The 26,329-nt window shown below is 67.0% G+C and carries 29 protein-coding genes; 13 read left to right on the top strand and 16 right to left on the bottom strand.

Going from position 1 to position 26,329, the window contains the following annotated elements; translation table 11 throughout:
- Positions 1 to 11: 11 nt before the first annotated feature.
- The 7 genes from paaD to C4F17_RS12815 are packed head-to-tail and all read right to left on the bottom strand — an operon-like array spanning position 12 to position 5,251.
- Complete coding sequence (gene paaD, locus C4F17_RS12845; protein WP_106935492.1) at positions 12 to 536, bottom strand: 1,2-phenylacetyl-CoA epoxidase subunit PaaD; 525 nt, start codon at positions 534 to 536, stop codon at positions 12 to 14.
- The gene (paaC, locus tag C4F17_RS12840; protein WP_081265690.1) at positions 536 to 1,315 is read right to left on the bottom strand and encodes a 1,2-phenylacetyl-CoA epoxidase subunit PaaC; all 780 of its coding nucleotides are present in this window, start codon (positions 1,313 to 1,315) and stop codon (positions 536 to 538) included. The genes paaD and paaC overlap by 1 nt, the downstream gene beginning before the upstream one ends.
- Before the next feature lie 14 nt (positions 1,316 to 1,329).
- A complete protein-coding gene (paaB, locus tag C4F17_RS12835; RefSeq protein WP_081265691.1) occupies positions 1,330 to 1,626 on the bottom strand; it encodes a 1,2-phenylacetyl-CoA epoxidase subunit PaaB in 297 nt (98 codons plus the stop codon).
- Complete coding sequence (gene paaA, locus C4F17_RS12830) at positions 1,623 to 2,633, bottom strand: 1,2-phenylacetyl-CoA epoxidase subunit PaaA (RefSeq protein ID WP_081265692.1); 1,011 nt, start codon at positions 2,631 to 2,633, stop codon at positions 1,623 to 1,625. The genes paaB and paaA overlap by 4 nt, the downstream gene beginning before the upstream one ends.
- 39 nt (positions 2,634 to 2,672) lie before the next feature.
- Positions 2,673 to 3,986 carry a phenylacetate--CoA ligase PaaK gene (gene paaK / locus C4F17_RS12825; protein WP_106935491.1) on the bottom strand — a complete coding sequence of 438 codons (1,314 nt, stop codon included), beginning with the start codon at positions 3,984 to 3,986 and terminating at the stop codon, positions 2,673 to 2,675.
- A gap of 15 nt (positions 3,987 to 4,001) precedes the next feature.
- The gene (paaI, locus tag C4F17_RS12820; protein WP_106935490.1) at positions 4,002 to 4,445 is read right to left on the bottom strand and encodes a hydroxyphenylacetyl-CoA thioesterase PaaI; all 444 of its coding nucleotides are present in this window, start codon (positions 4,443 to 4,445) and stop codon (positions 4,002 to 4,004) included.
- A gap of 2 nt (positions 4,446 to 4,447) precedes the next feature.
- A complete protein-coding gene (locus C4F17_RS12815; protein ID WP_106935489.1) occupies positions 4,448 to 5,251 on the bottom strand; it encodes an enoyl-CoA hydratase-related protein in 804 nt (267 codons plus the stop codon).
- 149 nt (positions 5,252 to 5,400) lie between these two features.
- Between C4F17_RS12815 and C4F17_RS12810 the strand changes: the two genes are divergently transcribed.
- Positions 5,401 to 6,003 (top strand): phenylacetic acid degradation protein PaaY, encoded by a 603-nt coding sequence (locus C4F17_RS12810; protein ID WP_106935488.1) that lies wholly within the window; start codon positions 5,401 to 5,403, stop codon positions 6,001 to 6,003.
- A 64-nt stretch (positions 6,004 to 6,067) separates the two neighbouring features.
- On the top strand, positions 6,068 to 6,688 hold the full coding sequence (locus C4F17_RS12805) for a TetR/AcrR family transcriptional regulator (RefSeq protein ID WP_106935487.1): 621 nt from the start codon (positions 6,068 to 6,070) through the stop codon (positions 6,686 to 6,688).
- A gap of 66 nt (positions 6,689 to 6,754) precedes the next feature.
- On the opposite strand, the gene C4F17_RS12800 is transcribed toward C4F17_RS12805, so the two are convergent.
- Positions 6,755 to 7,138 (bottom strand): nuclear transport factor 2 family protein, encoded by a 384-nt coding sequence (locus C4F17_RS12800; RefSeq protein WP_081265698.1) that lies wholly within the window; start codon positions 7,136 to 7,138, stop codon positions 6,755 to 6,757.
- A 113-nt stretch (positions 7,139 to 7,251) separates the two neighbouring features.
- Here C4F17_RS12800 and C4F17_RS12795 point away from each other — a divergent pair, with 113 nt between their 5' ends.
- Positions 7,252 to 8,190 carry a LysR family transcriptional regulator gene (locus C4F17_RS12795; RefSeq protein ID WP_081265699.1) on the top strand — a complete coding sequence of 313 codons (939 nt, stop codon included), beginning with the start codon at positions 7,252 to 7,254 and terminating at the stop codon, positions 8,188 to 8,190.
- A gap of 104 nt (positions 8,191 to 8,294) precedes the next feature.
- Here C4F17_RS12795 and C4F17_RS12790 read toward each other — a convergent pair whose 3' ends face one another.
- From C4F17_RS12790 to C4F17_RS12765, 6 genes are all read right to left on the bottom strand, one after another.
- Complete coding sequence (locus tag C4F17_RS12790; protein WP_442805202.1) at positions 8,295 to 9,164, bottom strand: amino acid ABC transporter substrate-binding protein; 870 nt, start codon at positions 9,162 to 9,164, stop codon at positions 8,295 to 8,297.
- Positions 9,165 to 9,212: 48 nt separating this feature from the next.
- On the bottom strand, positions 9,213 to 9,590 hold the full coding sequence (locus C4F17_RS12785; protein WP_409196338.1) for a VOC family protein: 378 nt from the start codon (positions 9,588 to 9,590) through the stop codon (positions 9,213 to 9,215).
- Positions 9,591 to 9,853: 263 nt separating this feature from the next.
- Complete coding sequence (locus tag C4F17_RS12780) at positions 9,854 to 10,891, bottom strand: VWA domain-containing protein (RefSeq protein ID WP_081265702.1); 1,038 nt, start codon at positions 10,889 to 10,891, stop codon at positions 9,854 to 9,856.
- Positions 10,888 to 11,877 (bottom strand): DUF58 domain-containing protein, encoded by a 990-nt coding sequence (locus tag C4F17_RS12775; protein WP_081265703.1) that lies wholly within the window; start codon positions 11,875 to 11,877, stop codon positions 10,888 to 10,890. The genes C4F17_RS12780 and C4F17_RS12775 overlap by 4 nt, the downstream gene beginning before the upstream one ends.
- Positions 11,858 to 12,871, bottom strand: a complete 1,014-nt coding sequence (locus C4F17_RS12770) for an AAA family ATPase (RefSeq protein WP_081265704.1) — start codon at positions 12,869 to 12,871, stop codon at positions 11,858 to 11,860. The genes C4F17_RS12775 and C4F17_RS12770 overlap by 20 nt, the downstream gene beginning before the upstream one ends.
- 48 nt (positions 12,872 to 12,919) lie before the next feature.
- A complete protein-coding gene (locus C4F17_RS12765; protein WP_106935485.1) occupies positions 12,920 to 13,930 on the bottom strand; it encodes a S1C family serine protease in 1,011 nt (336 codons plus the stop codon).
- An 88-nt stretch (positions 13,931 to 14,018) separates the two neighbouring features.
- Between C4F17_RS12765 and C4F17_RS12760 the strand changes: the two genes are divergently transcribed.
- The 7 genes from C4F17_RS12760 to C4F17_RS12730 all read left to right on the top strand — a co-directional run bounded on the left by C4F17_RS12760 (position 14,019) and on the right by C4F17_RS12730 (position 20,817).
- Positions 14,019 to 14,879, top strand: a complete 861-nt coding sequence (locus tag C4F17_RS12760; RefSeq protein ID WP_106935484.1) for a TatD family hydrolase — start codon at positions 14,019 to 14,021, stop codon at positions 14,877 to 14,879.
- A gap of 133 nt (positions 14,880 to 15,012) precedes the next feature.
- On the top strand, positions 15,013 to 15,453 hold the full coding sequence (locus C4F17_RS12755; RefSeq protein WP_081265707.1) for a hypothetical protein: 441 nt from the start codon (positions 15,013 to 15,015) through the stop codon (positions 15,451 to 15,453).
- Positions 15,454 to 15,551: 98 nt separating this feature from the next.
- Positions 15,552 to 16,085: a DNA-deoxyinosine glycosylase gene (locus C4F17_RS12750; RefSeq protein ID WP_081265708.1), complete on the top strand. Its 534-nt coding sequence runs from the start codon at positions 15,552 to 15,554 to the stop codon at positions 16,083 to 16,085.
- The gene (locus tag C4F17_RS12745; protein WP_081265709.1) at positions 16,085 to 16,870 is read left to right on the top strand and encodes a spermidine synthase; all 786 of its coding nucleotides are present in this window, start codon (positions 16,085 to 16,087) and stop codon (positions 16,868 to 16,870) included. The genes C4F17_RS12750 and C4F17_RS12745 overlap by 1 nt, the downstream gene beginning before the upstream one ends.
- Entirely contained in the window at positions 16,867 to 18,663 is a 1,797-nt protein-coding gene (locus C4F17_RS12740) for a GspE/PulE family protein (RefSeq protein ID WP_081265710.1), read from the top strand. Before C4F17_RS12745 ends, C4F17_RS12740 begins: the two co-directional genes overlap by 4 nt.
- 134 nt (positions 18,664 to 18,797) lie before the next feature.
- Positions 18,798 to 19,286 (top strand): tripartite tricarboxylate transporter TctB family protein, encoded by a 489-nt coding sequence (locus C4F17_RS12735; RefSeq protein ID WP_081265711.1) that lies wholly within the window; start codon positions 18,798 to 18,800, stop codon positions 19,284 to 19,286.
- A gap of 19 nt (positions 19,287 to 19,305) precedes the next feature.
- Positions 19,306 to 20,817 carry a tripartite tricarboxylate transporter permease gene (locus C4F17_RS12730; protein ID WP_081265712.1) on the top strand — a complete coding sequence of 504 codons (1,512 nt, stop codon included), beginning with the start codon at positions 19,306 to 19,308 and terminating at the stop codon, positions 20,815 to 20,817.
- 206 nt (positions 20,818 to 21,023) lie between these two features.
- Here the strand turns inward: C4F17_RS12730 and C4F17_RS12725 are convergent, their stop codons facing one another.
- Positions 21,024 to 21,296: a hypothetical protein gene (locus C4F17_RS12725; protein ID WP_106935483.1), complete on the bottom strand. Its 273-nt coding sequence runs from the start codon at positions 21,294 to 21,296 to the stop codon at positions 21,024 to 21,026.
- Positions 21,297 to 21,708: 412 nt separating this feature from the next.
- A complete protein-coding gene (locus C4F17_RS12720; protein WP_081265714.1) occupies positions 21,709 to 22,635 on the bottom strand; it encodes a LysR family transcriptional regulator in 927 nt (308 codons plus the stop codon).
- Positions 22,636 to 22,731: 96 nt separating this feature from the next.
- On the opposite strand from C4F17_RS12720, the gene C4F17_RS12715 reads away from it, so the two are divergent.
- The 3 genes from C4F17_RS12715 to C4F17_RS12705 are packed head-to-tail and all read left to right on the top strand — an operon-like array spanning position 22,732 to position 26,329.
- Positions 22,732 to 23,703 carry a Bug family tripartite tricarboxylate transporter substrate binding protein gene (locus C4F17_RS12715; RefSeq protein ID WP_106935482.1) on the top strand — a complete coding sequence of 324 codons (972 nt, stop codon included), beginning with the start codon at positions 22,732 to 22,734 and terminating at the stop codon, positions 23,701 to 23,703.
- Positions 23,704 to 23,719: 16 nt separating this feature from the next.
- The gene (locus tag C4F17_RS12710) at positions 23,720 to 25,333 is read left to right on the top strand and encodes a gamma-glutamyltransferase family protein (RefSeq protein WP_106935481.1); all 1,614 of its coding nucleotides are present in this window, start codon (positions 23,720 to 23,722) and stop codon (positions 25,331 to 25,333) included.
- A 39-nt stretch (positions 25,334 to 25,372) separates the two neighbouring features.
- Complete coding sequence (locus C4F17_RS12705; RefSeq protein ID WP_106935480.1) at positions 25,373 to 26,329, top strand: DMT family transporter; 957 nt, start codon at positions 25,373 to 25,375, stop codon at positions 26,327 to 26,329.

The raw sequence follows: 26,329 nt of genomic DNA, 5'->3' as shown, positions 1-26,329 counted from the left end.
GGGGTGCTTTTCTAGATCGGCTTGAAGTGTTCGAACGGCTCCTTGCACGCCATGCAGCGGTACAGGGCCTTGCAGGCGGTGGAGCCGAATGCGGAGAGGCGCTCGGTGCGCTCGCTCGCGCAGCGCGGACAGGCGATGCGCTCGCCGGCGATGCGGCCGAAGAGCTTGATCGGCATGGCAGTGTTGGCCGCGGCTTCCGGGGTGAGGTGGGCGGGCGGCGCGATGCCGTAGGCCTTGAGCTTGGCGCGGCCTTCCTCGCTGATCCAGTCGCTCGTCCATGCGGGCGCGCGGCGCAGCGTGGCGCGAGCACGGCCCAGGCCGGCCTGCTCGACGGCGGCCAGCACGTCGTGCTCGATGGCTTCGGTGGCGGGGCAGCCGGAGTAGGTGGGCGTGAGCACGATCTCCAGGCCGTCTTCGTGCTCGATCACGTCGCGCACGATGCCCAGGTCGCAGACCGACACGGCCGGCACCTCGGGGTCGGGCACCGTGTGGAGCACGGCCCACGCCGCATCGACGCGCGACGCCAGCGCGTTCATCACCACACGCCTCCGGGGAAGCTGCGCTGCAGGTGCTGCATCTCGGCCAGGATGTAGCCCATGTGCTCGCTGTGCACACCGTGCTTGCCGGTGCTGCGGAAGGCGGCTTCCTTGGGCATGGCGAGGCCGGCGGCGTCCAGCACCTGTTGCATGTCGGCGAGCCAGGGCTCGCGCAGTTCGCTCCAGGCCGGGCCGAGGCCGCTGGCGCTGGCTTCGGCATCCACGGCGTCGCTCTCGAACAGTTCGGGCACGTAGAGCCAGAGCTGCTTCAGCGCTTTCTCCGTGCGGCGGCGCGATTCTTCCGTGCCGTCGCCCAGGCGCACGACCCAGTCGCCCGAGTGCTGCTGGTGGTAGCGCGCTTCCTTCACCGCCTTGCCGGCGATGGCGGCCACCTCGGCGTCGCTCGATGCGGCCAGGCGCTGCCACAGCAGCTTGAGCAGCGTCGACACCATGGTGTTGCGCACCACGGCAAAGGCGAAGTCGCCGCGCGGCAGCTCGGCGATGGTGAGGTTGAAGTAGTCGCGCTCCTCGCGCAGGTAGGCGAGCTGGTCTTCGTCATGCTCGCGGCCGGCGCCTTCCAGCTTGCCGGCGTGGGTGAGCAGCGCCCGGGCCTGGCCGACGAGGTCGAGCGCGATGTTGGCCATCGCGATGTCTTCTTCCAGCACTGGCGCGTGGCCGCACCACTCGCCCAGGCGCTGTGCCAGCACGAGGCAGGTGTCGCCGATGCGCAGCAGGTATTGCACGGCGGGCGTGCGGTTCAGTTCGATCGATGCTTGCATGGTCCTGGCCCTGCTCACATGTGGTCGACCGACTTGGGCAGCGCGTAGAAGGTCGGGTGGCGGTAGACCTTGTCTTCCGCCGGGTCGAAGAACATGTCCTTGTCGCCCGGGTCGCTGGCCACGATCTGCTCGGAGCGCACCACCCAGATGCTGCTGCCTTCCTGGCGGCGGGTGTACACGTCGCGCGCCATCTGGATCGCCATCTTCGAATCGGCCGCGTGCAGGCTGCCGCAGTGCTTGTGGTCGAGGCCGGCCTTGCTGCGCACGAATACTTCCCACAGGGGCCACTCTTGTTTCTGTTCGACGGTCATGCCGCCTCCTTCATCGGTTGCTTGTTGGCATGGGCCATCGCGGCTTCGCGCACCCATGCGCCTTCTTCCCAGGCGTCGACGCGGGCCTGCAGCCGCTCGCGGTTGCAGGGGCCGTCGCCGCCGATCACGCGCCAGAACTCGCTCCAGTCGATGGCGCCGAAGTCGTGCGCCTGGCGCTCCTCGTTCCACTTCAGGTCGGGGTCGGGCAGGGTCACGCCGAGGATGCGCGCCTGCTCCACCGTGGCGTCGACGAACTTCTGGCGCAACTCGTCGTTGCTGAAGCGCTTGATGCCCCAGCGCATCGACTGCGCGCTGTTGGGCGACTGGTCGTCCGGCGGGCCGAACATCATGATCGAGGGCCACCACCAGCGGTTGACCGCGTCCTGCACCATGGCCTTCTGCGCGTCGGTGCCGTGGGTCATCATGGTGAGCAGGGCTTCATAGCCCTGGCGCTGGTGGAAGCTTTCCTCGCGGCAGATGCGGATCATGGCGCGCGCATACGGCGCATACGAGCAGCGGCAGATCGGCACCTGGTTCATGATGGCGGCGCCATCGACCAGCCAGCCGATGGTGCCCATGTCGGCCCAGGTGAGCGTGGGGTAGTTGAAGATCGAGCTGTACTTGGCCTTGCCGCTGTGCAGCGCGTCGAACATCTGGTCGCGCGAGGTGCCCAGCGTCTCCGCCGCGGCATACAGGTAGAGGCCGTGGCCGCCTTCGTCCTGCACCTTGGCCAGCAGGATGGCCTTGCGCTTGAGCGTGGGCGCGCGGCTGATCCAGTTGCCCTCGGGCAGCATGCCGACGATTTCCGAGTGCGCATGCTGGCTGATCTGCCGCACCAGCGTCTTGCGGTAGTGCTCGGGCATCCAGTCTTTCGCCTCGATGAAGTCGCCAGCGTCGATGTGGGCGTCGAAGCGCTCCTCGAGCCGCATCTCTTCGGCGGAGCGCACGGCCTTCTGCTTGCCGTCGCCTGCGTCCTTGCCCATGGTGTCCATTGCCTGGGTGTACATGTGCGTGTCCTTTGGAAAGAGGGTTGAAGCGGCGCGCGCTCAGCGCGGCCGGGTGTCGAACACGCGCCGGGCCTTGCCGGTCTGCGTGCGTTCGATGGAGTCGGGGTCGAACACGCGCACCGTGGTCGAGATGCCGACCAGCGTCTTCACGCGGTCCTGCACCCAGCTCGCGATGGCCTTGCGTTCGCTCTCGTCGATGCTCGTGCGCGGCTGCAGCTCGCAGTGCACCTCGACCTCGTCGAGCAGCCCGTCGCGGCGCACGTGCACCTGGTAGAGGCCCGACAGGCGCTCGTGCGCGAGCACGATCTCCTCCACCTGCGTGGGAAAGACGTTGACGCCGCGGATGATCATCATGTCGTCGCTGCGCCCGACGATCTTGCCCATGCGGCGGAACGCGCGCGAGGTGGGCGGCAACAGCCGCGTGAGGTCGCGCGTGCGGTAGCGCACGATGGGCATGGCTTCCTTGCTCAGCGAGGTGAAGACCAGTTCGCCTTCTTCGCCGTCGGCCTTCAGCTCGCCGGTCTCGGGGTCGATGATCTCGGGGTAGAAGTGGTCTTCCCAGATCACGGGTCCGTCCTTGCTCTCCACGCATTCGCTGGCCACGCCCGGGCCCATCACTTCGCTGAGGCCGTAGATGTCCACCGCGTCGATGCCGGCCTTGGCCTCGATGTCGCGGCGCATGGCTTCGGTCCAGGGCTCGGCGCCGAAGATGCCGATCTTCAGCGAGCTGTCTTTCGCGTCGAGGCCCTGGCGCTCGAACTGCTCGATGATCACCTGCATGTAGCTGGGCGTGACCATGATGATGTCGGGCTTGAAGTCCTGGATGAGCTGCACCTGCTTCTCGGTCTGGCCGCCCGACATCGGGATGACGGTGCAGCCCGCGCGCTCGGCGCCGTAGTGCGCGCCCAGGCCGCCGGTGAACAGGCCGTAGCCGTAGGACACGTGGATCATGTCGCCGGCACGCCCGCCGGCCGCGCGGATGGAACGCGCGACCAGGTCTGCCCAGGTGTCGATGTCGTTCTTCGTGTAGCCCACCACGGTCGGCTTGCCGGTGGTGCCCGACGAGGCATGGATGCGCGCCACCTGCGTGCGCGGCACGGCGAACATGCCGAAGGGGTAGTTGTCGCGCAGGTCGCTCTTCACCGTGAACGGAAACTTCGACAGGTCGGCCAGCGACTTCAGGTCGCCCGGGTGCACGCCCTTGGCGTCGAAAGCCTTGCGGTAGTGCGGCACGTTGTCGTACGCGCGCTGCAGCGTGGCGCGCAGGCGGGTGAGCTGCAGTGCCGCGATCTCGTCGCGGCTGGCGGTTTCGATGGGGTCGAGTTCGCCGGGGGCGGGGTGTCTGGCTGTCATGGTCTGGATGTCTCCTCAGGCAGCGACGGCGGGGCGGCCCTTGGCCGTGTAGGAGCGGCCGCGGAACATCGCGATGCGCTCGCCGCGCTGGTTGGTGATTTCGGTGTCGTACACGCCGGTGCGGCCGGCCTTCGACACCTCGTGGCAGCGCGCGGTGAGCAGGTCGCCCTCGCGCGCCGGGGCGATGAAGTCGATGGAAAAGCCCGAGGCCACGGTCAGCTCGTTGTACGAGTTGCAGGCGAAGGCGAAGGTGGAGTCGGCCAGCGTGGCCATGAAGCCGCCGTGGCAGGTGGCGTGGCCGTTGAGCATTTCGGAGCGCACGCGCATCTCGATCGTGGCCTGGCCGGGGCCGACCTCGACGATGCGCATGCCCAGGCCCTTGGTGGCGTTGTCGTTGGCGAACATGCCGTCGCGGACGTATTCGGCCGTCTGCTGCGGCGTGCGTTGTGTGTCGGTCATGCTCAGCGGTCCTTGAAGACGGGCGCGCGCTTGGCGCGGAAGGCCTCGACGCCTTCGCGGTAGTCGTCGGCGTTGCCCAGGTCGCGCTGGATGCGGGCTTCTTCGGCGAGGGCGGTGTCCAGGTCCATGTCCTGCGCGGCGGCCATGGTCTGGCGGGTGGCGACGAGGGCGCGGGTGGGCATGCCCGCCAGCTTCGTGGCGAGCGCGGCGGCTGTTTCGGCCAGGGCCGCGTCGTCCACGCACTGCCAGATCAGGCCGATGCGCGCGGCTTCCTCGGCGGGCAGCTTGTCGCCGAGCATCGCGATGCCCAGCGCGCGGGCCGAGCCGACGAGGCGCGGCAGCAGCCAGGTGCCGCCCGTGTCGGGCACGAGGCCGATCTTGGTGAAGGCCTGGATGAAGCTGGCCGAGCGGCCCGCCACCACGAGGTCGCAGCACAGCGCCAGGTTGGCGCCCGCGCCGGCGGCCACGCCGTTGACGGCGGCAACCACCGGCACCGGCATCGAGCGCAGGCGCGCGACGAGCGGGGCGTAGTAGCTGGAGATGACATGGCCCAGGTCCTTGGGCGCGGCACCGGGCGTGGGGTCGGGCGCGACCGACGGGTCGGCCAGGTCTTGCCCCGCGCAGAAGGCGCGGCCGGCGCCGGTGAGCACCACGCAGCGCACGACCTCGTCGTTCGCCGCCGCTTCGAGGGCGGCCATCAGCTCGGCATGCAGCCCGGTGGTGAAGCTGTTGAGCGCCGCGGGGCGGTTCAGGCTCAGCGTGCGCACCGCGCCCGCGTTGCTGATGAGTACCAAAGGCTCAGTCATTGCGTGTCTCTTTCGTCCTTCGTGGGAGGCGGCCTGGCGTGCAAACACTATTGACCGACCGTTCGGTTGATTTTAGGATCGACCTCGATTCCGACACAAGCGGGGTCGCTTCAGGGCAAACCCTGAGACCCGAAGACAAAGGAGACCGAATGCCCAGCTATTCCATCGACGGCGTGATCCCGGTCGTCGATCCGAGCGCCTACGTGCACCCCACGGCCGTGCTCATCGGCGACGTGATCGTCGGCCCCAACTGCTATGTGGGCCCCTGCGCCAGCCTGCGCGGCGACTTCGGCCGCATCGTGCTGGAGGAGGGCTCGAACGTGCAGGACCATTGCTGCGTGCACGGCTTTCCCGACAACGACACGGTGATCGAGGCCAACGGCCACATCGGCCACGGCGCGATCCTGCACAGCTGCATCGTGCGGCGCGACGCGCTGGTGGGCATGAACGCGGTGGTCATGGACGAGGCCGAGATCGGCGAGAAGGCCATCGTCGCGGCCTGCGCCTTCGTGCCGGCCGGCATGAAGGTGCCGGCGCGCTCGCTGGTGGCGGGCATCCCGGCCAAGGTGAAGCGCGAGCTGACCGAGGACGAGATCGCCTGGAAGCTGGAAGGCACGCACACCTACCAGGCGCTCACGGTACGCAGCCTCGCCAGCCTGCACGAGGTAGCGCCGCTCGCCCGGGTGGAGCAGGGCAGGCCGCGCCTGCCGGCCACCGACGTGCGCTCGCTCATCGCGACCAAGCGCGGCTGAACGCGATCGCGCTTCGTGCAAGATCGCGCGTTGTTCCAACAGCCCAACCCAGGAAACCGACCCGATGCCGCGTGGAAGATCCGCCACCTACGACGACCAGCGTGAACTGATCCTCGCGCAGGCCGCGCAACTGTTCGCGCGCAGCGGCTACCCCGCCACCTCGATGAACCAGGTGGCAGAGGCCTGCGGCCTCTCGAAGGCCACGCTCTACCACTACTACAAGGACAAGAGCAGCCTGCTGATCAGCATCGCCGAGACGCACGTGTCCAAGCTCGCCGCCCTGGTGGCCGAGGAAGAGGCCTCGACGCAGACCGACGAAGAGCGCCTGCGCCGCTTCATCTACCGCATCGTCGAGGAATATGCCGGCGCGCAGGACGCGCACCGCGTGCTGACCGACGACGTGCGCTTTCTCGAAGAGGCCGACCGCGAGCGCGTGCTCGACAAAGAGCGCGAGGTGGTCGCGGGCTTTGCGCGCGCCGTCTCGGCACTGCGCCCCGGCGCGCCGAGCGACGACCTCGCCAAGCCGCTGACCATGCTGCTGTTCGGCATGATCAACTGGATGTTCACCTGGATGAAGCCCGACGGCCGGCTCGACCACGCGGCCATCGCGCCGATCGTGGCCGATCTGTTCCTGGGCGGCATCGGGGCGGTGAAGACGCCGCAGATCACGAAGAACACGCGCTGAAGCATCCGTGGCCTTCCACGGTTCGGCGCCGCTGCACGAACACGCCGTCGCGATCGCTGGCAGTACTCAGGGCGCGACGTGCGTGTGGTAGATCTTGCTGACCACGGTCCACTTGCCGTCGACCTTCAGCAGATTGAAGAAGTCGGTGAAGCAGAAGCCCGAAATGTCGTTGGTGTCGATCCGGGCGCTGGCGGCGGTGCCCACGATGTCGATGCCGACGATCACGCCCTGTGCTTCGGGCGACGGGCGGAAGGCGCTGTCGATGGTGTCGAACAACCCCTGGATCGGGCCGCCAGTCAACTGGCCATCGGCCCCGACGCCAAAGATGGTCGCCTGCTCGCTGAAGGCCGGTTTCATGATGCTGCTGCTGGCCTGCTTGCCGCCTTCGTTGTACTTCTGCAGCACTTCGGCGATGGCCTTGTATTCCTGGACGTAGATGGGATTGCTCATGGTTTTCCTGGTTGAGGTTGGAGAGCGTTGGGCTCCGTCATTCGTTGCGTTGTATTGAACGATTCATTCGATGAATCATTGACCTCTTCATCGATATTTGAGATGCTCGTGCGGTGATTGGCGAACTCAAGACCTTCATCGCGGTGTGCAAGCACGGCACCTTCGCGGCAGCGGGGGACCGCATCGGTCTTACCCAATCCGCGGTGAGCAGCCAGATCAAGCGGCTGGAAGAGGCCTTGGGTTTCGAACTGTTCGATCGAACCGGGCGCTCCGCCACCTTGAACGTTGCGGGGCAGACGACCCTGCCGCGCGCCGAAGAGATCTGCGCGCTGTTCGCAAAACTCGGGGAGCTGCCCGAGGACAATGCCACCAGAGGATTGCTGCGCATAGGCTCGATCGCTTCGGCCCAGCCCACGTTGCTGGCACGCGCGCTCGAAAAGCTCCGCAAGGCCTTTCCACTGGTGCGCGTGCATGTGTCGCCGGGCGTTTCGATGCGCTTGATGGATGACCTCGATGCGGGAAAGATCGATGCGGCGGTCATCATCCGCCCACCTTTCGGCCTGCCTTCCGATCTGACGTGGCAGGCGCTGATTCACGAGCCTTATGTGCTGGTGGTACCCAAGGCCTTGCCCGTGACGAAGGACTGGCGCGCGCTGATTCAGCAGCAGCCGTTCCTTCGGTATGACCGGGCTTCTTTCGGCGGCCGCATGGTCGAGGGATTTCTCCGCCGCGAGGCGGTCTCGGTCAACGACGCGATCGAGATCGATGAGATTCCCGGATTGATCCACCTTGCTTCCAAGGGCCTGGGGGTCGCGCTGGTTCCGCTGGTCGAAGCGCACCTTCCCCTGCCTTCCGGAGTCCGTGTCGTTTCGCTCGGGGAGTTCACCTTCTACCGCGAGATCGGCCTGCTGCAACGCAAGCCGCGGGTCAGTCCACCGATCGTGGCGCATTTTGCAGAGCACCTGCGGGAGGCCGCCGATGCGCAGCCGGGCAACCCGCTGCTGCCCACGCGCGGCCGCGCGGGAAAGTCGGGCCGCCTGCGCAAGCCGTAGCCGTGCACCTGGACCAGGCACCCGGGCGGATGGCCGTCCCGCGTGGCGCAAGATGGATGCAGTGCGCGAGGCGGCAACGCGTCGTCTGGGGGCAATGGGGCGCATCAGCGTGCCTCGTAAGCCTCCAGCGGCTTGTCCGACGGAGCGGCCCAGGCGGCCTTGGTCATGGCGTTGGCCGGCAGCCCCACCCTGGCGCCATTGGGAGGGATGGGCTGCATGAACCACTTGTCGTAGATGCGTGAGACTTCGCCACTCCTGGCGAGTGCCAGGATGCTGTCGTCGACCATCTTCTTGAATGCCGGGTCGCCCTTGCGGAACATGATTGCAATGGGCTCGACACTGAAGACCTGATCCAGGAGCCTGTACTTTTCCGGTTCCTTGCTCCTGGAAATCAACGTGGCCAGAATCTGGCCGTCTGCGATGAAGCCCTCGGCGCGGCCACCTTCAAGAAGCAGGAAGCCTTCGCTGTTGTCCTTGGACAGCACTTCGGATACGCCCGCCACGCCGTCGCGCCCGAGCCTTCGCAGCGCTTGCACGGACGTGCTGCCGGTGGTGGCCGCGACCGTCTTGCCGGCCAGCTGCGCAGGTGATGCGATGCCCGAGTTCGTCTTGACGGCGATTCGGATGCCCTCGACATACAACGTGGGCGCGAACGCGACGTCCTTCTGCCGCGCTGCATTGTTGGTGGTCGTCCCGCATTCGATATCCACCGTGCCGTTCTGTACGAGGGGGATTCGGTTCTGCGGTGTCACGAGCTGGTACTTCACGTCGATCTTGTCGAGGTGCAGCGCCTTCCTGATGTCGGCGATGACTCGCTCGCAGATCTCCACATGAAAGCCTGTGTACTTTCCGGGGCCCAGCGTGAAAGACATGGCGCCCGAAGCATCGCGCACGCCCATGGTGATGGAGCTCGACTCCTTGATCTTGCCCAAGGTGTCGGACTGGGCCGAAGCAGAAGCGCAGGCGACCAGCATGGCAGCCAATGCCACCGATTTCGTGTTGCTCGTGGGCATGGCGGGCTTTCAGCGTGCGAACAGCGAGCTCAGGTCGGCAAAGGACTTCATCTCGATCGCGTTGCCCGAGGGGTCGAGAAAGAACATCGTGGCCTGTTCGCCGGGCTCTCCCTTGAAGCGCACGTAAGGTTCGATCACGAACTGTGTCTGACGCGCCACCAGCTTGTCGGCCATGCGCTGCCATTGATCCATCGGCAGGATCGCGCCGAAGTGACGTACCGGCACGTCGTGGCCGTCCACGGCGCTGCTCTGCCGATGACCGCATTCGTCCGGGGCCAGGTGGGCCACGATCTGATGGCCGTAGAAGTCGAAGTCGACCCATTCCGGCGCGCTGCGGCCCTCGGGGCAACCGAGCAGTTCGCCGTAGAACGCTCGAGCTTCGGCAATGTCGCGGACAGGAAACGCCAGATGGAACGGGATGCGGGTGGTCGCGGTGGACATGAAAGTTTCGCCAGTCAGAGTTGAACCGGGCGCAACTTTAAGGAGGGACTTCAATGATCGAAAGTGATTTATTTTCTTGCTGAGCAGCACGAAAATCGATCATTGAAGGCCAGTCTGGCCACCTTCGCCAGGCTCGCTAGCCGGGCGCGAGTGCGAAACCGCTGCGGTCGCGGCGGTCGTGTCCGATTACCGCCGGATGACTCCGGACGCTAGAGGATGCGGTTGAACCAGAGCAGCGACAGCCCCGCCGACAGCAGCGTCAGCACCGCCGCGCCGAGCGCGAACAGCGCCGAGATCTCGGTTTCCTTCTTCTCCACGGTGAGCTTGGTGCTCAGCGTTTCGTAGACCTTCTTCAGGTCGCTCGCCGTGCCGGCGTAGAAGTACTCGGCATTGGTCTTCTGCGCGATGGCCTTGAGCGTGTCCTCGTCGAGGCGCACGCGCATCGACCAGCCCTCGAAGCCGATGGTCTCGCCGTCGACGGTGCCCACGCCCACGGTGTAGATGCGCACGCCGCGGTCGGCCGCGGCCTTGGCTGCGTCGAGCGGATCGACGCCGGTGGTGCGCTGGCCATCGGTCAGCATGATGATCGCGGCCGAGGTGAACGAGCCGGGCGCCACGGGCGTGAAGTCCTTGAGCTTCTTCTCCGACGAGTCGATGGCCGCGCCGCGCTGGCGGCTCGGCGCGCTGAACTGCTCCACGTCCAGGCCGGCGTCGGGGAACAGCGTGGCCAGCGACACCACGATGGCATTTCCGGTGGCCGTGGCGCGCTGCAGCTGGAAGCTGTCGATGGCGGTCACCAGGTCTTCATGGTTGGTGGTCGGCAACTGTGCCACCTGCGCGCTGCCGGCGAAGGCCACCACGCCCACCTTCACGCTGCGCGGCAGGTCCTTGATGAAGCTCTTGGCCGCCTCCTGCGCCGCCACCAGCCGGTTGGGCAGCACGTCGGCCGCGCGCATGCTGCCCGACACGTCCATCGCGAGGATGATGGTCTGCTGGTTCGACGGCAGCACCACCACCGCCATCGGCCGGGCCGCGGCGATCAGCATCGCGGCCATGGCCAGCAGGAACAGCGCGGGCGGAATATGGCGGCGCATCGTCTGGCCCGCGCCCATGGCCTCGCGCACGATCGACAGGCTGGCATAGCGCACCGCCAGCTTCTTCTTGCGGCGTATCAGCCAGACGTAGAGCAGCACCAGCAGCGGCAGCGCCGCCAGCAGCCAGAGGAATTGAGGCCAGAGAAAAGTCATGCTGCCACCGCCTTCATGCCTGCGAGGCCGATGCGCGTGCGGCGCTTGCGCATATCGGCGAAACGGACGATGGCTTCCACCAGGTCGTCGCTGGTCGAGAGTTCGAGCGCGTCGACGCCGGCCTTGGCCAGAGCGCCGCGCAAGGCGGCTTCGCGCTCGGCCGCGATGCGGGCGAAGCGCTTGCGAAAGCCCGCGTCGTGGGTGTCGACCCAGAGCTGCTCGCCCGTCTCGGCGTCGCGCAGCGGCACCAGCCCCAGGTCCGGCAGCTCGAGTTCGAGCGGGTCGAACAGGCGCACGGCAACCACTTCATGGCGCTGCGCCAGCTGGCCCAGCGGGCGTTCCCAGCCGGGCTCGCTCAGGAAGTCGGACACCACGAACACGGTGGAGCGGCGCGGCATCAGCGTGGCGGCCGACTTGAGCAGGGTGTCCAGCCGCGTCATGCCCTTCTGCCGGGGCGTGTGCTCCGCCTTGTCGGCGCGCTTGTCCATCGCATGCAGCAGGTGCAGCACATGGCGGCGCCCGCTGCGCGGCGGAATCACCGCTTCGAGGTCGCTGCCGTAGACCAGCGCGCCGACCCGGTTGCCGTGTCGGGTGAGCAGCCGCGCGAGCACGCCGACGAAGCCGGCCGAGATCTCGCGCTTGGCCTTCAGGCCCGAGCCGAAGTCGACCGAACGGCTCAGGTCGAGCACGAACCACGCGGTCATCTCGCGGTCTTCGGTGAACACGCGCACATGCGGCGTCTGCAGCCGCGCGGTGACGTTCCAGTCGATGTGGCGAACGTCGTCGTGGTGCTGGTACTCGCGCAGGTCGGCCAGGTCGAGCCCGGCCCCGCGCATCAGCGTGCGGTAGTCGCCCTGCAGCAGGCCGTCGAGGCGGCGGATCACCGTCCACTCGAGCCGGCGCAGCGCGCGTTCAGCGCCGCCGGCTTCAGCGGCGAGCCGTTCGTCGTTCGCGGCCGCGGGGGCCTTACGCCACCAGCTTTTCATGTTCGAGCGGCTTGGGTGGGGCGGGGACCGCGCGCATGATCTTGTCGACCAGCCCATCGGGCGTCAGGCCTTCGGACAGGCCTTCGTAGGACAGCGTCACGCGGTGGCGCAGCACGTCGGGCACCAGCGCGGTCATGTCCTCGGGCAGCGCGTAGCTGCGGCCGCGCAGCAGCGCCAGGGCGCGCGCGCCTTCGGTCAGGCTGATGCTGGCGCGCGGGCTGGCGCCGAAGGTGATGAAGCGGCGCAGGTCCTTCAGGCCGTGCTTCTCGGGCGTGCGCGTGGCCGACACCAGCTTCACCGCGTACTGGATGAGCGAAGGGTCGACATACACGCGCCGCGCCTCGGCCTGCAGCTCGGCCAGCTGCTCGGTGGTGGCGACGGGCGTGGCCGCCACGGGCGCGCCGATCACGCGCTGGACGATGACGAACTCTTCCTCGTCGCTCGGGTAGTCGACCATGACCTTCATCATGAAGCGATCGACCTGCGCCTCGGGCAGCGCGTAGGTGCCTTCGGTCTCGATGGGGTTCTGCGTGGCCATCACCAGGAACGGTCGCGGCACCTTGTGGGTTTCGCCGGCGATGGTCACCTGCCGCTCCTGCATCACTTCAAGCAGCGCGCTCTGCACCTTGGCCGGCGCGCGGTTGATTTCGTCGGCCAGCAGCAGGTTGGCGAACACCGGGCCCAGCGAGGTGCTGAATTCGCCGGTCTTCTGGTTGTAGATGCGCGTGCCCACCAGGTCGGCCGGCACCAGGTCGGGCGTGAACTGGATGCGCTTGAACTGGCCGCGCACGGTGTCGGCCAGCGTCTTGATGGTGAGCGTCTTCGCGAGGCCCGGCACGCCTTCCACCAGCAGGTGCCCGCCCGCGAGCATGGCGACCATGACGCGCTCCAGGAAGCGGTCCTGCCCGACGACCACGCGCTTCACCTCGTAGAGGATCTGCTCCATCAGTTCGGCGGTGCCGGCGGGCGTGGGGGCGGCTGTCTCTGTGCTCATGCGAAGGGCTTTCGAAGAAGTAGAGGCTGGGTCTGGGTAGAAGATCGATCAGAACGGCGGCGAACCGGCGGCCGAGGCGGCGGTCTCGATGGGCACCGCGAAGCCGATGCCGATGAAGGTGCGCTGCTGCGTCGGGTTCAGGATGGCGGTGACGATGCCGAGCACCTCGCCGTCCATGTTGATGAGCGGGCCGCCCGAATTGCCGGGGTTGGCGGCCGCGTCGAACTGGATCAGGTTGCCCAGCTCCTGCTTGCCCTCGGGCGAGCGGAAAGAGCGCTTGAGCCCCGACACCACGCCGGCCGACACCGAAGGCCCGATGCCGAACGGAAAGCCCACCGCGGCCACCTGGTCGCCGGAGCGCAGGTCGGCGGTGGAGCGCATGGTGGCGGGAATCAGGTCGTCGGGCACCTTCTGCGCCTGCAGCACCGCGAGGTCGTTCTCGGGCTGCACGCCGGTGATGGTGGCCACGGCTTCCAGGCCGTCGAAGAAGGTGACCTTGATCTTGTCGGCGCCCGCGACCACGTGCAGGTTGGTGAGGATGACGCCCTTGTCGACGATCACCACGCCGGTGCCCACGCCGCGCTCGACTTCGCCCGACGGGCCGCCGTCGTTGGGTGCTTCCGGCGGCTTGCCCTTGGCCATGTTGCGCCCGCGCTTCTGGACCTTGGCTTCCGGCGTGTTCTTCTCCTCGCCGTAGCTCACCACCCGCACCACCGACGGCCGGATGATGTCGGCCGCCTTGGCGGCGGGCGAGGGCAGGGTGTTGGTCTGCAGCGTGCGCAGCACGGCCGCGTCGATGTCTTTCTGGGTGAGCGCCTTGCCGCCGGGCCGGGGCGCCCACAGTGCGGTGCCGGTGACGAGGGCCGCGCACAGCACGATGAGCAGGGCGAAGCTGCGGCGCCCTGGCTGCCAGCCCGTCCTGGGGGGCTTGGAGGCGGCAGGCGGCGGTGCGGCGCCGTCCGCTTCGGACGATGCCGATGCATCCGCCCGATCGGCCGCATCGTCTGCGGCCGGTGGCAGCGTGCGGGGCGATCGGCTGTAGAAAGCAGGCCTGCGCATCGGAGCACCTCCGGCAAAAATATCGCGTGAAGGAGTTCACAGTAGCACGCTTTCCGAGCCTGCGCATCCCTTCGGGCATCATCGCGCGATGGCTACCTTCATCGATACCCACTGCCACCTGGACGCGCACGAATTCGGTGCCGAGATGCCCGCCATCCGCGCCCGCGCGGCCGAGCGCGGCGTGGCCATGTGCGTCATCCCCGCGGTGGCCGCCTTCAATTTCCAGGCCGTGCGGGAGCTGGCCCACCTGCAGGGCGACGCCTACGCGCTGGGCATCCATCCGCTGTGCACCGGCCAGGCCGCGGACGCCGACCTGGAGGCGCTGGACGCCGAACTGACCGCGCGGCGCGACGATCCCCGGCTGGTGGCGGTCGGCGAGATCGGGCTGGACTATTTCGTCGAGGGCCTGGACGGCCACAGGCAGGAGCGGTTTTTTCACACTCAGTTGCAACTGGCACGCAAGCACGGGTTACCCATCCTCATCCATGTGCGGCGTTCGGTCGACAAGGTGCTCAAGCATCTGCGGCAGACGGCGGGCGGCAAGCCGTGGCTGGGCATCGCGCATGCGTTCAACGGCAGCGAGCAGCAGGCCGAGGCGTGCATCGCCCTCGGACTGAAGCTGGGCTTCGGCGGGGCGGTGACCTTCGAGCGCGCCCTCCAGCTGCGTCGGCTGGCGGCAAGCCTGCCGATGGAGTCGATCGTGATGGAGACCGATGCGCCCGACATACAGCCTCACTGGCTCTACCGCACGCAGGCCCAGCGCGACGCCGGCCAGCCGCAGGGCCGCAACGAGCCCGGCGAGCTGCCGCGCATCGCGGAAGTGGTGGCCGGGTTGAGGGGCATCGGCATCGAGGAACTGGCCGCGGCCACCACGCGCAATGCGCTCGAAGTGCTTCCGCGGCTACAGATTCTCATGGCCATGTCGGAACGCGCGCCCCACATCGCGTAGGCCAATGTCCCGACCTGCATCCGTGTATGCAGAGGTTGCAAATTTGCTGTCATCCTTTGGGTTCGCTAGCTCGTTGCTAGACCAGTGGCAAGTCAGTCACTGCTAAAAACTTCATCCAACAAGGAGCCTTTTCATGACCACGTCTTTCATTCGCACGATGCCCGTTGTCCTCGCGCTGGCGCTCGCCTCCATCGGCGTGTCGGCTGTGGCTCAGACCACGGCACCCGCCACCGCCACGCCGGCCACCGCCCAGCCGAGCACCACCGAGAAGGTGAAGGAAGCCGGCAAGGACGCTGTGAACGCCACCGAGCGTGGAGCGGAAAAGGCCTACGACGCCACCAAGCGCACGACCAAGAAGGCCGTGAACGCCACCGAAAATGGCACCAAGAAGGCATGGAACGCCACCAAGCGCACCACCAAGAAGGCCACCAACGCCACCAAGAACGCCGCCGCCAAGACGGGCGAAGTCGTCGAGAACGCCGGCCACAAGACTGCCGACGGCATGCGCTCCACCGGCAAGGCCATCGGCGAGAAGATCCCCGGCACGGCCGAGAACGAAGCCGCCAAGAAGTAAGCAAGCCCGGACCTGTTCCGGCATTCGCCAAAAAAACCCGCTCCGGCGGGTTTTTTCATTTTTGTTCGCTGGCGGAAGGCGGTGGCACGATACCGTCCATGAAGCTTCCCGTCGCACCCGATGCCGCCGCCAGCGCCGTGCTCACCGGCCTGCAGCCCATCGTCTCGCCAAAGACCGTCGTACTCATCCTCGGCAGCTTCCCCGGGGTCAAGTCGCTCGAGCGGCAGCAGTACTATGCACACCCTCAAAACCAGTTCTGGAAGATCCTGCAAGCCGTGTGGCCCGACATTCCCCTTCCCTCGGGCGCCGACAGCTACGGGCCGCGCTGCCGGTGGCTGCTCGATCGCGGCCTGGGCGTGTGGGACGTGTATGCGTCCTGCGAGCGCGAAGGCAGTCTCGACTCCGCCATCCGCGCGCCCGTGGTGAACGACATCGCCGGCCTGCATCTGCCGAAGCTCGCGGCCATCGGCCACAACGGCGGCGAGAGCTTCAAGCACGCGCGCCACACCCGGACGCTGGGCGTGCCGGTCTACCAGCTGCCTTCCACCAGCCCCGCCAATGCGTCATGGAGTTTCGAGCGCAAGCTCGGCGCCTGGCGCGAGGTTCTGGCTGCCCACAATCTAGTCGTCTGATGGCATCGAGCAAAACCCCCGTCTCTCTTCCCGAAGTCAATTTTTCCGACTGGGGTGACATCCGTTATCTGCACCTCGGCACCGAATGGGTCCAGGGCTCGATGAAGATCGACGCGCCCTTCGAGATCGAACTCGAGTACGTGCAGCGCATGATGGCGTGGCTGCTGTTCGCCGACGGCAAGACCGTGGCCAGCCGCCACGCGATGCAGCTCGGCCTGGGCGCCGCCACGCTCACCAAGTTCAGCCGCAAGATCCTGCGCATGCGCACCACCGCGATCGAGCTCAATCCGCAGGTGGTGTCTGCCTGCCGCGGCTGGTTCAAGCTGCCGGCCGACGACCCGAAGCTGCGCGTGGTGATCGCCGACGCGGCGGCCGAGATCCGCAAGCCCGAATGGCACGGCACGGTCGACGCGCTGCAGGTCGACCTCTACGACCACGAGGCCGCGGCGCCCGTGCTCGACAGCGAAGACTTCTACGCCGACTGCCGCGCGCTGCTCACCGATGACGGTTGCATGACCGTCAACCTTTTCGGCCGCTCGTCGAGCTACGAGCGCAGCCTCGAGAAGATTGCGAGTGCCTTCGGCGCGGACGCGGTCTGGGCCTTCAAGCCGACGCGCGAAGGCAACACGGTGGTGCTCGCGCAGCGCACGCCGAGCCGCCCCAAGCGCGAGGCGCTTGCCGAGCGCGCCCAAACGATCCAGACTCGATGGGGCTTGCCCGCACCCAAGTGGCTGCGGGTGTTCAAACCCCAGAACCCGACACTCACCCGAACCACCGGCTCATGAGCGCTGTACCCGCTGCTTCCGTTTCCGCCTCGCCGGCCTCGCGCCACGAAGGCCCGCTCGATCTGCGGCGCCTGATCGAATGGCTCGCCTCCGACGGCGTGATCTCCCCGGTCGAAGCCAAGCGCACCATCGCGCGTTGCGCCCAGGCCGAGAGCCGCCAGGCACCGCTGGTGCGCCTGGCCAACGTGGCGATGACCCGCGAGAGCGACAGCAAGCCGCTCGACCTCGAGATGCTCACGCAATGGCTCGCGGGCCGTGCCGGCCTTACTTACTTGCGCATCGATCCGCTCAAGGTCGACGTGGGCAAGGTGGCCGACACCATGAGCGCGGCGTATGCGGAGCGCCACAAGGTGCTGCCGGTGCAGGTGCTGCCCAACGAGGTGGTCGTGGCCACGGCCGAGCCCTTCCTCACCGACTGGATCGCCGAGGTCGAGCGCCAGTCGCGCCGCACGGTGCGCCGCGTGGTCGCCAACCCGGCCGACATCCAGCGCTACACGGCCGAATTCTTCTCGCTCGCGAAGTCGGTGCGCGCCGCGCAGAAGGCCGGCGGCAACACCGGCGGCGCGAGCTTCGAGCAGCTCGTGGAGCTGGGCAAGAGCAACAAGCAGCTCGACGCCAACGACCAGAGCGTGGTGCAGGTGGTCGACTGGCTCTGGCAATACGCCTTCGACCAGCGCGCGAGCGACATCCACCTGGAGCCGCGCCGCGAGCAGGGCGTGATCCGCTTTCGCATCGACGGCATCCTGCATCCGGCCTACCAGATGCCGATGGGGGTGATGAACGCGATGGTCGCGCGCATCAAGCTGCTCGGCCGCATGGACGTCGTCGAGAAACGCCGCCCGCTCGACGGCCGCATCAAGACCCGCAACATGCGCGGCGAAGAAGTCGAAATGCGCCTGTCGACCTTGCCCACCGCCTTCGGCGAGAAGATGGTCATGCGCATCTTCGACCCCGACACCGCGGTGAAAGATCTCGATGCGCTGGGCTTCTCGCAGCACGACGCGCAGCGCTGGGAACAACTGGTCACGCGGCCCAACGGCATCATCCTGGTGACCGGGCCCACGGGCTCGGGCAAGACCACCACGCTGTACTCCACGCTCAAGCGCGTGGCCACCGAAGAGGTCAACGTGAGCACGGTGGAAGACCCGATCGAAATGATCGAGCCGTCGTTCAACCAGACGCAGGTGCAGCCGCAGCTCGACTTCGGCTTCACCGAGGGCCTGCGCGCGCTGATGCGGCAGGACCCGGACATCATCATGGTCGGCGAAATCCGCGATCTCGCCACCGCCGAGATGGCGGTGCAGGCCGCGCTCACCGGCCACCTGGTGTTCAGCACGCTGCACACCAACGACGCGCCGAGCGCCATCACGCGGCTCATGGAGCTGGGCGTGCCTTCCTACCTCATCAACGCGGTGATGCTGGGCGTGCTCGCGCAACGCCTGGTGCGCACGCTGTGCCCGCACTGCAAGCAGCCCGACGACACCGTCACGCGCGAGAGCCTGGAGACCATCGTCAAGCCGTGGCAGATCACGGGCTCGGTGCGCGCGTACAAGCCGGTGGGCTGCGTCGACTGCCGCATGACCGGCTACATGGGCCGCATGGGTCTCTACGAACTGCTGAGCATCAGCGAGCCGTTCAAGACGCAGGTGACGAAAGAGCCCAACCTGGCGGGCCTGCGTCGCCAGGCCGTGATCGACGGCATGCGCCCGCTGCGCCTGGCCGGCGCGCTGCGCGTGGCCGAGGGCGTGACCACCATCGAGGAAGTGCTGAGCGCCACGCCGCCGCTCGAATAGCGACGCAAAGCCAAGCAAAGGCCCGTGTGGCCTTTCGGGTTATCCCTAGGCCTCCGGTTAGTGGAACCCACATCGGGCTGACCGGGAGCTGACTCCACAATCGCCTCCATCGAAAATATTCGAGGAGTTCGGTTGTGAAAATCAAAAGTCAGAAAGACTTTTTCTCGGGTCTGATGTTCACGGTCGTGGGCGTGGCGTTCGCATGGGGCGCCACCACCTACAGCGTGGGCAGCGGCGCCCGCATGGGTCCGGGGTACTTCCCGTTGATGCTCGGCATCCTGATGGCTCTCATCGGCCTGGGGATCATGTTCAGCGGCCTCACCGTCGAAACCAACGACGGCGAAAAGATCGGCAAGTGGGCCTGGAAGCAAGTGGTGTTCATCCTGGGCGCCAACCTCGCGTTCGGCATTCTGCTCGGCGGCCTGCCGAGCATCGGCGTGCCGGCCATGGGCATGATCATCGCGATCTACGCGCTGGTGATCATCTCGAGCCTCGCAGGCAACGAGTTCGACCTCAAGAAAGTGCTGATCCTCGCGACCGTCCTGGCCGTGGGCAGCTACGTTGCATTCATCTGGGCGCTGAAGCTCCAGATCCAGGTCTGGCCGACCTTCATCACCGGCTGAGAAGAAAGCTGCTCACATCATGGAATTGGTTGAACACCTCTCGATGGGTTTTGGCGTTGCCTTTACCTTCACCAACCTGCTGTACTGCCTGGTCGGCTGTATTCTGGGTACGCTGATCGGCGTGCTCCCCGGCATCGGCCCGGTCGCGACCATCGCGATGCTGCTGCCCGCCACCTACGCGCTGCCTCCTGTGTCGGCGCTGATCATGCTGGCCGGCATCTACTACGGCGCGCAATACGGCGGCTCCACCACCGCGATTCTTGTGAACCTGCCGGGCGAATCCTCGTCGGTGGTGACCGTGATCGACGGCTACCAGATGGCACGCAAGGGCCGCGCGGGTCCGGCACTCGCTGCCGCGGGCCTGGGCTCGTTCTTCGCGGGCTGCGTGGGCACGCTGATCCTGGCCGCCTTCGCGCCGCCGCTGACCGAGCTGGCCTTCAAGTTCGGCCCGGCCGAGTATTTCTCGCTGATGATCCTGGGCCTGATCGGTGCCGTGGTGCTGGCTTCGGGCTCGCTGCTCAAGGCCATCGCGATGATCGTGCTGGGCCTGCTGCTCGGCCTGGTCGGTACCGACGTGAACTCCGGCGTGGCGCGCTACAGCTTCGACATTCCGGAGCTCACCGACGGCATCGGCTTCGTGGCCATCGCCATGGGCGTGTTCGGCTACGGTGAAATCATCGCCAACCTCTCGCGTCCCGACGACGAGCGCGAAGTGTTCACCGCCAAGGTCTCGGGCCTGTTCCCGACCAAGGAAGACTTCAAGCGCATGATTCCCGCCGTGCTGCGCGGCACTGCGCTGGGTTCGGCACTGGGCATCCTGCCCGGCGGCGGCGCGCTGCTGGCGGCTTTCGCGGCGTACACGATCGAGAAGAAGACCAAGCTGAAGCCGGGCGAAGTGCCCTTCGGCAAGGGCAACATCCGCGGCGTGGCGGCTCCCGAGTCGGCCAACAACGCCGGCGCGCAGACCTCCTTCATCCCGCTGCTGACGCTGGGCATTCCGCCCAACGCGGTGATGGCGCTGATGGTGGGTGCCATGACGATCCACAACATCCAGCCGGGCCCGCAGGTGATGACCAGCAACCCCGAGCTGTTCTGGGGCCTGATCGCCTCGATGTGGATCGGCAACGCGATGCTGATCATCCTGAACCTGCCGCTGATCGGCATGTGGATCAAGCTGCTGTCGGTGCCGTACAAGTACCTGTTCCCGGCGATCGTGCTGTTCTGCGCGATTGGCGTGTACTCGACCAACAACAACACCTTCGACGTGTGGATGGTCGGCATCTTCGGTCTGGTGGGCTACACCTTCTTCAAGCTCGGATGCGAACCCGCGCCGCTGCTGCTGGGCTTCATCCTGGGCCCGATGATGGAAGAGAACCTGCGCCGTTCGCTGCTGCTGTCGCGCGGCGACTGGAGCGTGTTCGTCACGCGCCCGATCTCGGCGAGCCTGCTGGCTGCAGCTGCATTGCTGCTGATCATCGTGCTGCTGCCGGCTGTGAAGTCGAAGCGCGAAGAAGCTTTCGTCGAAGACTGATCTTCTAGTTTTGCACGCTTCAAGACGGCGCCTTCGGGCGCCGTTTTTGTTTTTGCTGCTTGTCGATGGTGGGGGCTGCTGTTCAGGGCGGGTGCGCAGGGCGCCGGGTGCTCCCCTCCGCGAATGTCCCCCGCCCTTCGGGCTCCTCCTTTATTTCGCTGCGGGGAGCACCCGGCGCCCTGCGCACCTGGGCGCTGCTTGGGCGTTCAGGCCGGGCCTGGCTTTGGCGCTGCGCGCCTCGCCGTTTCGGTCAGCTGGAAAAGTTGGCCTGCCTTGCGGGAGAGGTCGGCGGCCAGCCAGAGCAGGTTGTCGAGTTGTCGGGGTGCGTCACCGCTGCACCAGTCGATGTCTTCTCCGTGGCAGACCCACAGGAGGGCTTCGAGCTGGGAGAGGGTGTTTTCGAGAAGATCCGCTGGGTGTTGGGCGGTGTCTTCGGAAGCTACCGGCGTGCGAGGCCGGGCTATAGTCTTGGTAGCCATTTTTGTGCGGTTCCTTCTAGGGGTGTGCACGAACTTGGTTAGACGGTCGGGGTGCTGATAACACCCCGGCCGTCGCCTTTGATACCTCGCATCTGCATCGCTGCTTTCGCACCGATGACCTGCCGCGAGGCAAGCAGCCTTCGAACATTCAATTGGCTTGTGTGGAGTTGCGCCCCCAGGCGGGGTGTGGAGTGACAGGGGCATTCACTCTAGAGAAGAACCAGGCGAAAGAGCCGCATTGCGCGGCACGAAGTCTCGCCAATCGCCAACAAATGCAGCTTCCACAGCGGCGCTCAACGATCAGGCCGATGGGGTGCCTTGCGCAGCGAAATAAAGGAGGAGGCCGAAGGCCGGGGGACATTCGCGGAGCAAGGTACCCCGTCGGCGTGATCGCGCCCTGAACGACAGAGAGCTAGGGCCTGATAGAACGCGGCGGCTTCATATGCTGCCGCGCCATCGCCAGGAAAGCCATCGCCGCCGGGCTCAACGGATGCTTGGCCAGCCGTATGGCGACCACCGGGTATTCGAGCGTGGGCCGCGTGACGGCCACTGCGCGCAGGTTGGGCGGCATCAGCACTTCCACATAGCGCGGCGCCAGCGCCACGCCCGCGCCTGCCTGGATCAGGCCGAACGCGGTCGACAGCATCGACACATGGTGCACCACGTGCGGGTACACATTGGCCGCGCTCGCGAGCTGGCGGCTCACGGCGCGCCACACGTTGGCGTCGGGGTTGACGTGGATGAAGGGCAGGCCCTCCAGGTGCCGGGCCTCTACCACTGCGTGCTGCGCCAGCGGATGGTCGTCGCGCACGAACAGCGCCATGCGCTCGGAGAACAGCGGCTCGGTCGCGAGCTCGGAGTGCTTCTGGCCGATGTCCGAGCCGAAACCCAGGTCGGCCTCCTGCGAGAGGATGCGCGAGATCATCTGCTCGGCCGTGCTGTCGAGCAGCGTGGTCGCGAGCGTCGGGTGCTTCTGCGAGAAGCGGCCGAGCAGCGGCGGCAGCAGGGCACCGGCCGTGAGGTGCCCCACCGCCAGCACGATGCGGCCCTCGCGCAGTTGCGACTGCGAGCGGCAGGCGTCCACCGACTCGTCGATCAGCCGCAACGCGCGCACGGCGGTGTCGACCATCATCTGGCCTGCGTTGGTCATGCGGATGCGGCGCCCGCGCACCACCAGCGGCTGTGCCAGCTCCTCCTCCAGCCGCTTGATCAGGTGGCTGATGGCAGGCTGGGTGAGCTGCAGCGCCTCGGCCGCGAGCGTGAAGCTGCCTGTTTCGGCCACCGCCGTCAGCGCGCGCAGTTGCTGCAGCGAGATGTCTTCGGCGGCACCCTTGGTCATAAACAGCATTGATAGTTGAATAAGCGGAATTATCTGGCTTGATGCGCTGCCGCTGCATAGCATTCTTTTTTTACACAGGCACAGAATTCCCCGCACATGAAACGCCTCCGCTTCCTCCAGGTGCTTGCCGTCGCGCTCGGCATGGCCGCGTCTTCCGCCGTCCTGGCCCAGGGCTACCCGAACAAGCCGATACGCCTGATCGTTCCGTTCCCGGCTGCCGGTGCCACCGACCTGTTCGCCCGCACGCTGGGACAGAAGATGAGCGAGAAGCTCGGCACCACGCTGGTGGTCGACAACAAGCCCGGCGCCGGCGGCGCCATCGGTTCCGACCAGGCCGCGAAGGCCGCGCCCGACGGCTACACCATCCTGCTGGCCACCACCAGCACGCACTCCATCGGCCCGGCCGTCAGCAAGCTGCCCTACGACACGGTGCGCGACTTCACGCCCATCGCGCACGTGGGCGACGCGGCCAGCATCATGCTGGTGCCGGTCAATTCGCCGGCGAAGACGGTGCGCGAGTGGATCGACTACGCCAAGAAGAACCCCGGCAAGCTCAACTACGCATCGAGCGGCAACGGCACCATCGTGCAGCTCACGGCGGAGCTGTTCAAGGCGCAGGCCGGCGTGTTCGTCACGCACATTCCCTACAAGGGCACGGCGCTGGCCATTCCCGACCTGATCAGCGGCAAGGTCGACGTGCTGTTCGACTCGCTGCCCACCGGCATGCCGCATGTGCGCGACGGCCGCCTGCGCGCGCTGGGCGTCACCTCGCTCAAGCGCAGCCCGCTGGCGCCGGAGCTGCCGCCCATTGCCGACACGCTGCCCGGCTACGAATCGAACACCTGGTTCGGCTTCTATGGCCCGAAGAACCTGCCGGCGGACATCGTCGCGAAGATCAACAAGGCTGCGAACGACTCGCTGGCCGACCCCGAAGTGAAGGAAAAGCTCGCGCGCCTGGGCATCGAACCCGCCACGCCGGGCTCGCCCGACCAGTTCGCGAAGATGGTGGCGGTGGACGCCGCGAAGTGGAAAAAGATCGTGGTCGACCGCAAGATCACCAACGAGTAACGCAGAGCACATCGAAATGAACTTCGACTTCAACAACCCCTACCTCTCCACCCGCATCCCGATCTTCGCGCGCAACGTGGTGTCGACCTCGCACCCGCTGGCCTCGCAGGCCGGGCTGCGCATCCTGCAGCAGGGCGGCAACGCGGTCGATGCGGCCATTGCCACCGCGGCGGTGATGACGCTGGTCGAGCCGGTGAGCAACGGCCTGGGCAGCGATGCGTTCTGCATCCTGTGGGACGGCAAGGAACTGCACGGCCTCAATGCCTCGGGCCCGGCGCCCAAGGCCTGGACGCCCGAATACTTCAAGGCCAAGTACGGTGCCGACGCGGCCAATCCGCCCATGCGCGGCATCGACTCGGTCACGGTGCCGGGCGCGGTGCGCGGCTGGGTTGCGATGAGCGAGCGCTTCGGCAAGCTACCTTTCGCCGACCTGCTGGCGCCGGCCATCGACATCGCCGAACGCGGCTACCTGGTGCCGCCGGTGGTGCAGGGCAAGTGGGCCGCGGCCACGCCGGTGCTGCAGTCGCAGCCGGGCTTTGCGCAGACCTTCCTCCCCTGGGGCCGCGCGCCCGAAGTGGGCGAGCTGTTCCGCTTCACCGCCGCCGCGCGCGCGCTCAAGGCCATCGCCCGCACCAAGGGCGAGGCCTACTACAGCGGAGAGATCGCCGAGGCGCTCGCCAAGTTCTCGGCCGAGCAGGGTGGCGCGCTCACCGTGGCCGACCTCGCGGCCTATCAGCCCGAGTGGGTCAAGCCCATCTCGCGCGACTACCGCGGCCACACGCTGCACGAGATCCCGCCGAACGGCCAGGGCATCGCGGCGCTGATCGCGCTGGGGATCCTGGAGAAGTTCGACATCGCCTCGCTGCCGGTCGATTCGGTGCAGTCGCAGCATCTGCAGATCGAGGCCATGAAGCTGGCCTTCGCCGACGTGTACCGCTACGTGTCGGAGCGCAAGACCATGGAAGTGACGACCGAGCAGATGCTCGACGACGCCTACCTCGCCTCGCGCGCGCGCCTCATCGACGTGAAGAAGGCGCAGGACTTCAAGGCCGGCAACCCGGTGAAGGGCGGCACCATCTACCTCACGGCGGCCGACGAGAGCGGCATGATGGTGAGCTTCATCCAGAGCAACTACATGGGCTTCGGCTCGGGCTGCGTGGAGCCCGAGTTCGGCATCAGCCTGCAGAACCGCGGCCACGGCTTCAGCCTGAAGGCCGAGAGCCCCAACGTGGTGGCGCCGGGCAAGCGCCCATTCCACACGATCATCCCGGCCTTCCTCACCAAGGACGGCCAGCCGGTCATGAGCTTCGGCGTGATGGGCGGCAACATGCAGCCGCAGGGCCACATGCAGACGCTGGTGCGCATGCTCGACTACAAGCAGAACCCGCAGGCGGCCTGCGACGCGCCGCGCTGGCGCTTCAACGCGGGGCTGGAGATCAACGTCGAGGCGGCGATGAACCCGGCCACGGTGCAGGGCCTGCGCGACCTGGGCCACCACCTGGAAGTGATCAACGACTCCTACCAAGACTTCGGCGCGGGCCAGTTCATCTGGCGCGCGGGCGAGCCTTCGGTCGAAGGCTACGTGGCCGCCAGCGATCCGCGCCGCGACGGCGTGGCCGCGGGTTACTGAGCACGAGCGAGGGTTTGAGCTTGCCGCGATGATCGGGGGATGAACAAGACAGCCGCGACGGCCGGCATCCCCCCTCGACCCTCCCACGATGCCGCCAGGAAGGGCATCGCCACCGGCCTGGTCCTGGCCACGCTGGGCGCCATCGCGTTCAGCGGCAAGGCCATCATCGTCAAGCTCGCGTACCGCTACGGCGTGGACGCGGTGACGCTCATCATGCTGCGCATGCTGTTCGCGCTGCCGCTGTTCGCGGTCATGGCATGGTGGGCCGGGCGCGGCAAGCCGTCGCTCACCGCGCGCGACTGGCTCGGTGTGGTGGGGCTCGGCTTCTCGGGCTACTACCTCGCGAGCTTTCTCGACTTCGCGGGGCTGGCCTATATCTCGGCCAGCTTCGAGCGGCTCATTCTTTATCTCAACCCGACGCTGGTGCTGTTCTTCGGCTGGCTGCTGTACCGGCGCCGCCCGACGCGGCCGCAGGTGCTCGGCATGGTCGTGAGCTACGCCGGCGTGCTGCTGGTGTTCGGCCACGAGCTGTGGACGGGTGGCGGCGGCAAGGGCGGCGGTGCCGCGGCCTGGGGCGCGTTCCTGGTGTTCCTGAGCGCCGTGAGCTATGCGGGCTACCTCGTCTACAGCGGCGAGTTCGTCAAGCGGCTGGGCTCGCTGCGGCTCGTGGGGCTGGCGACCACCGTGGCCTGCGTGCTGTGCATCCTGCAGTTCGTGCTGACGCGGCCCATGAGCGCGGCCTTCGGGCTCGCGCCCGAGGTCATCTGGCTATCGGTGCTCAACGCCACGCTGTGCACGGCGGTGCCCGTCCTCATGGTGATGATGGCCATCGAGCGCATCGGCCCCGCGGTGGCCGCGCAAACCGGCATGATCGGGCCGCTGTCGACCATCCTCATGGGGGTGTTGATACTCGGCGAGCCGTTCACGCCGTGGATCGCGGCCGGCACCGTGCTCGTCATCGCGGGCATTTTCGTTTTCACGCGCAAGGGGCGCTGA

Source organism: Variovorax sp. PMC12, from assembly GCF_003019815.1.
Taxonomy (GTDB): Bacteria; Pseudomonadota; Gammaproteobacteria; order Burkholderiales; family Burkholderiaceae_C; genus Variovorax.
This window is presented reverse-complemented; position numbering and strand designations above follow the sequence as displayed.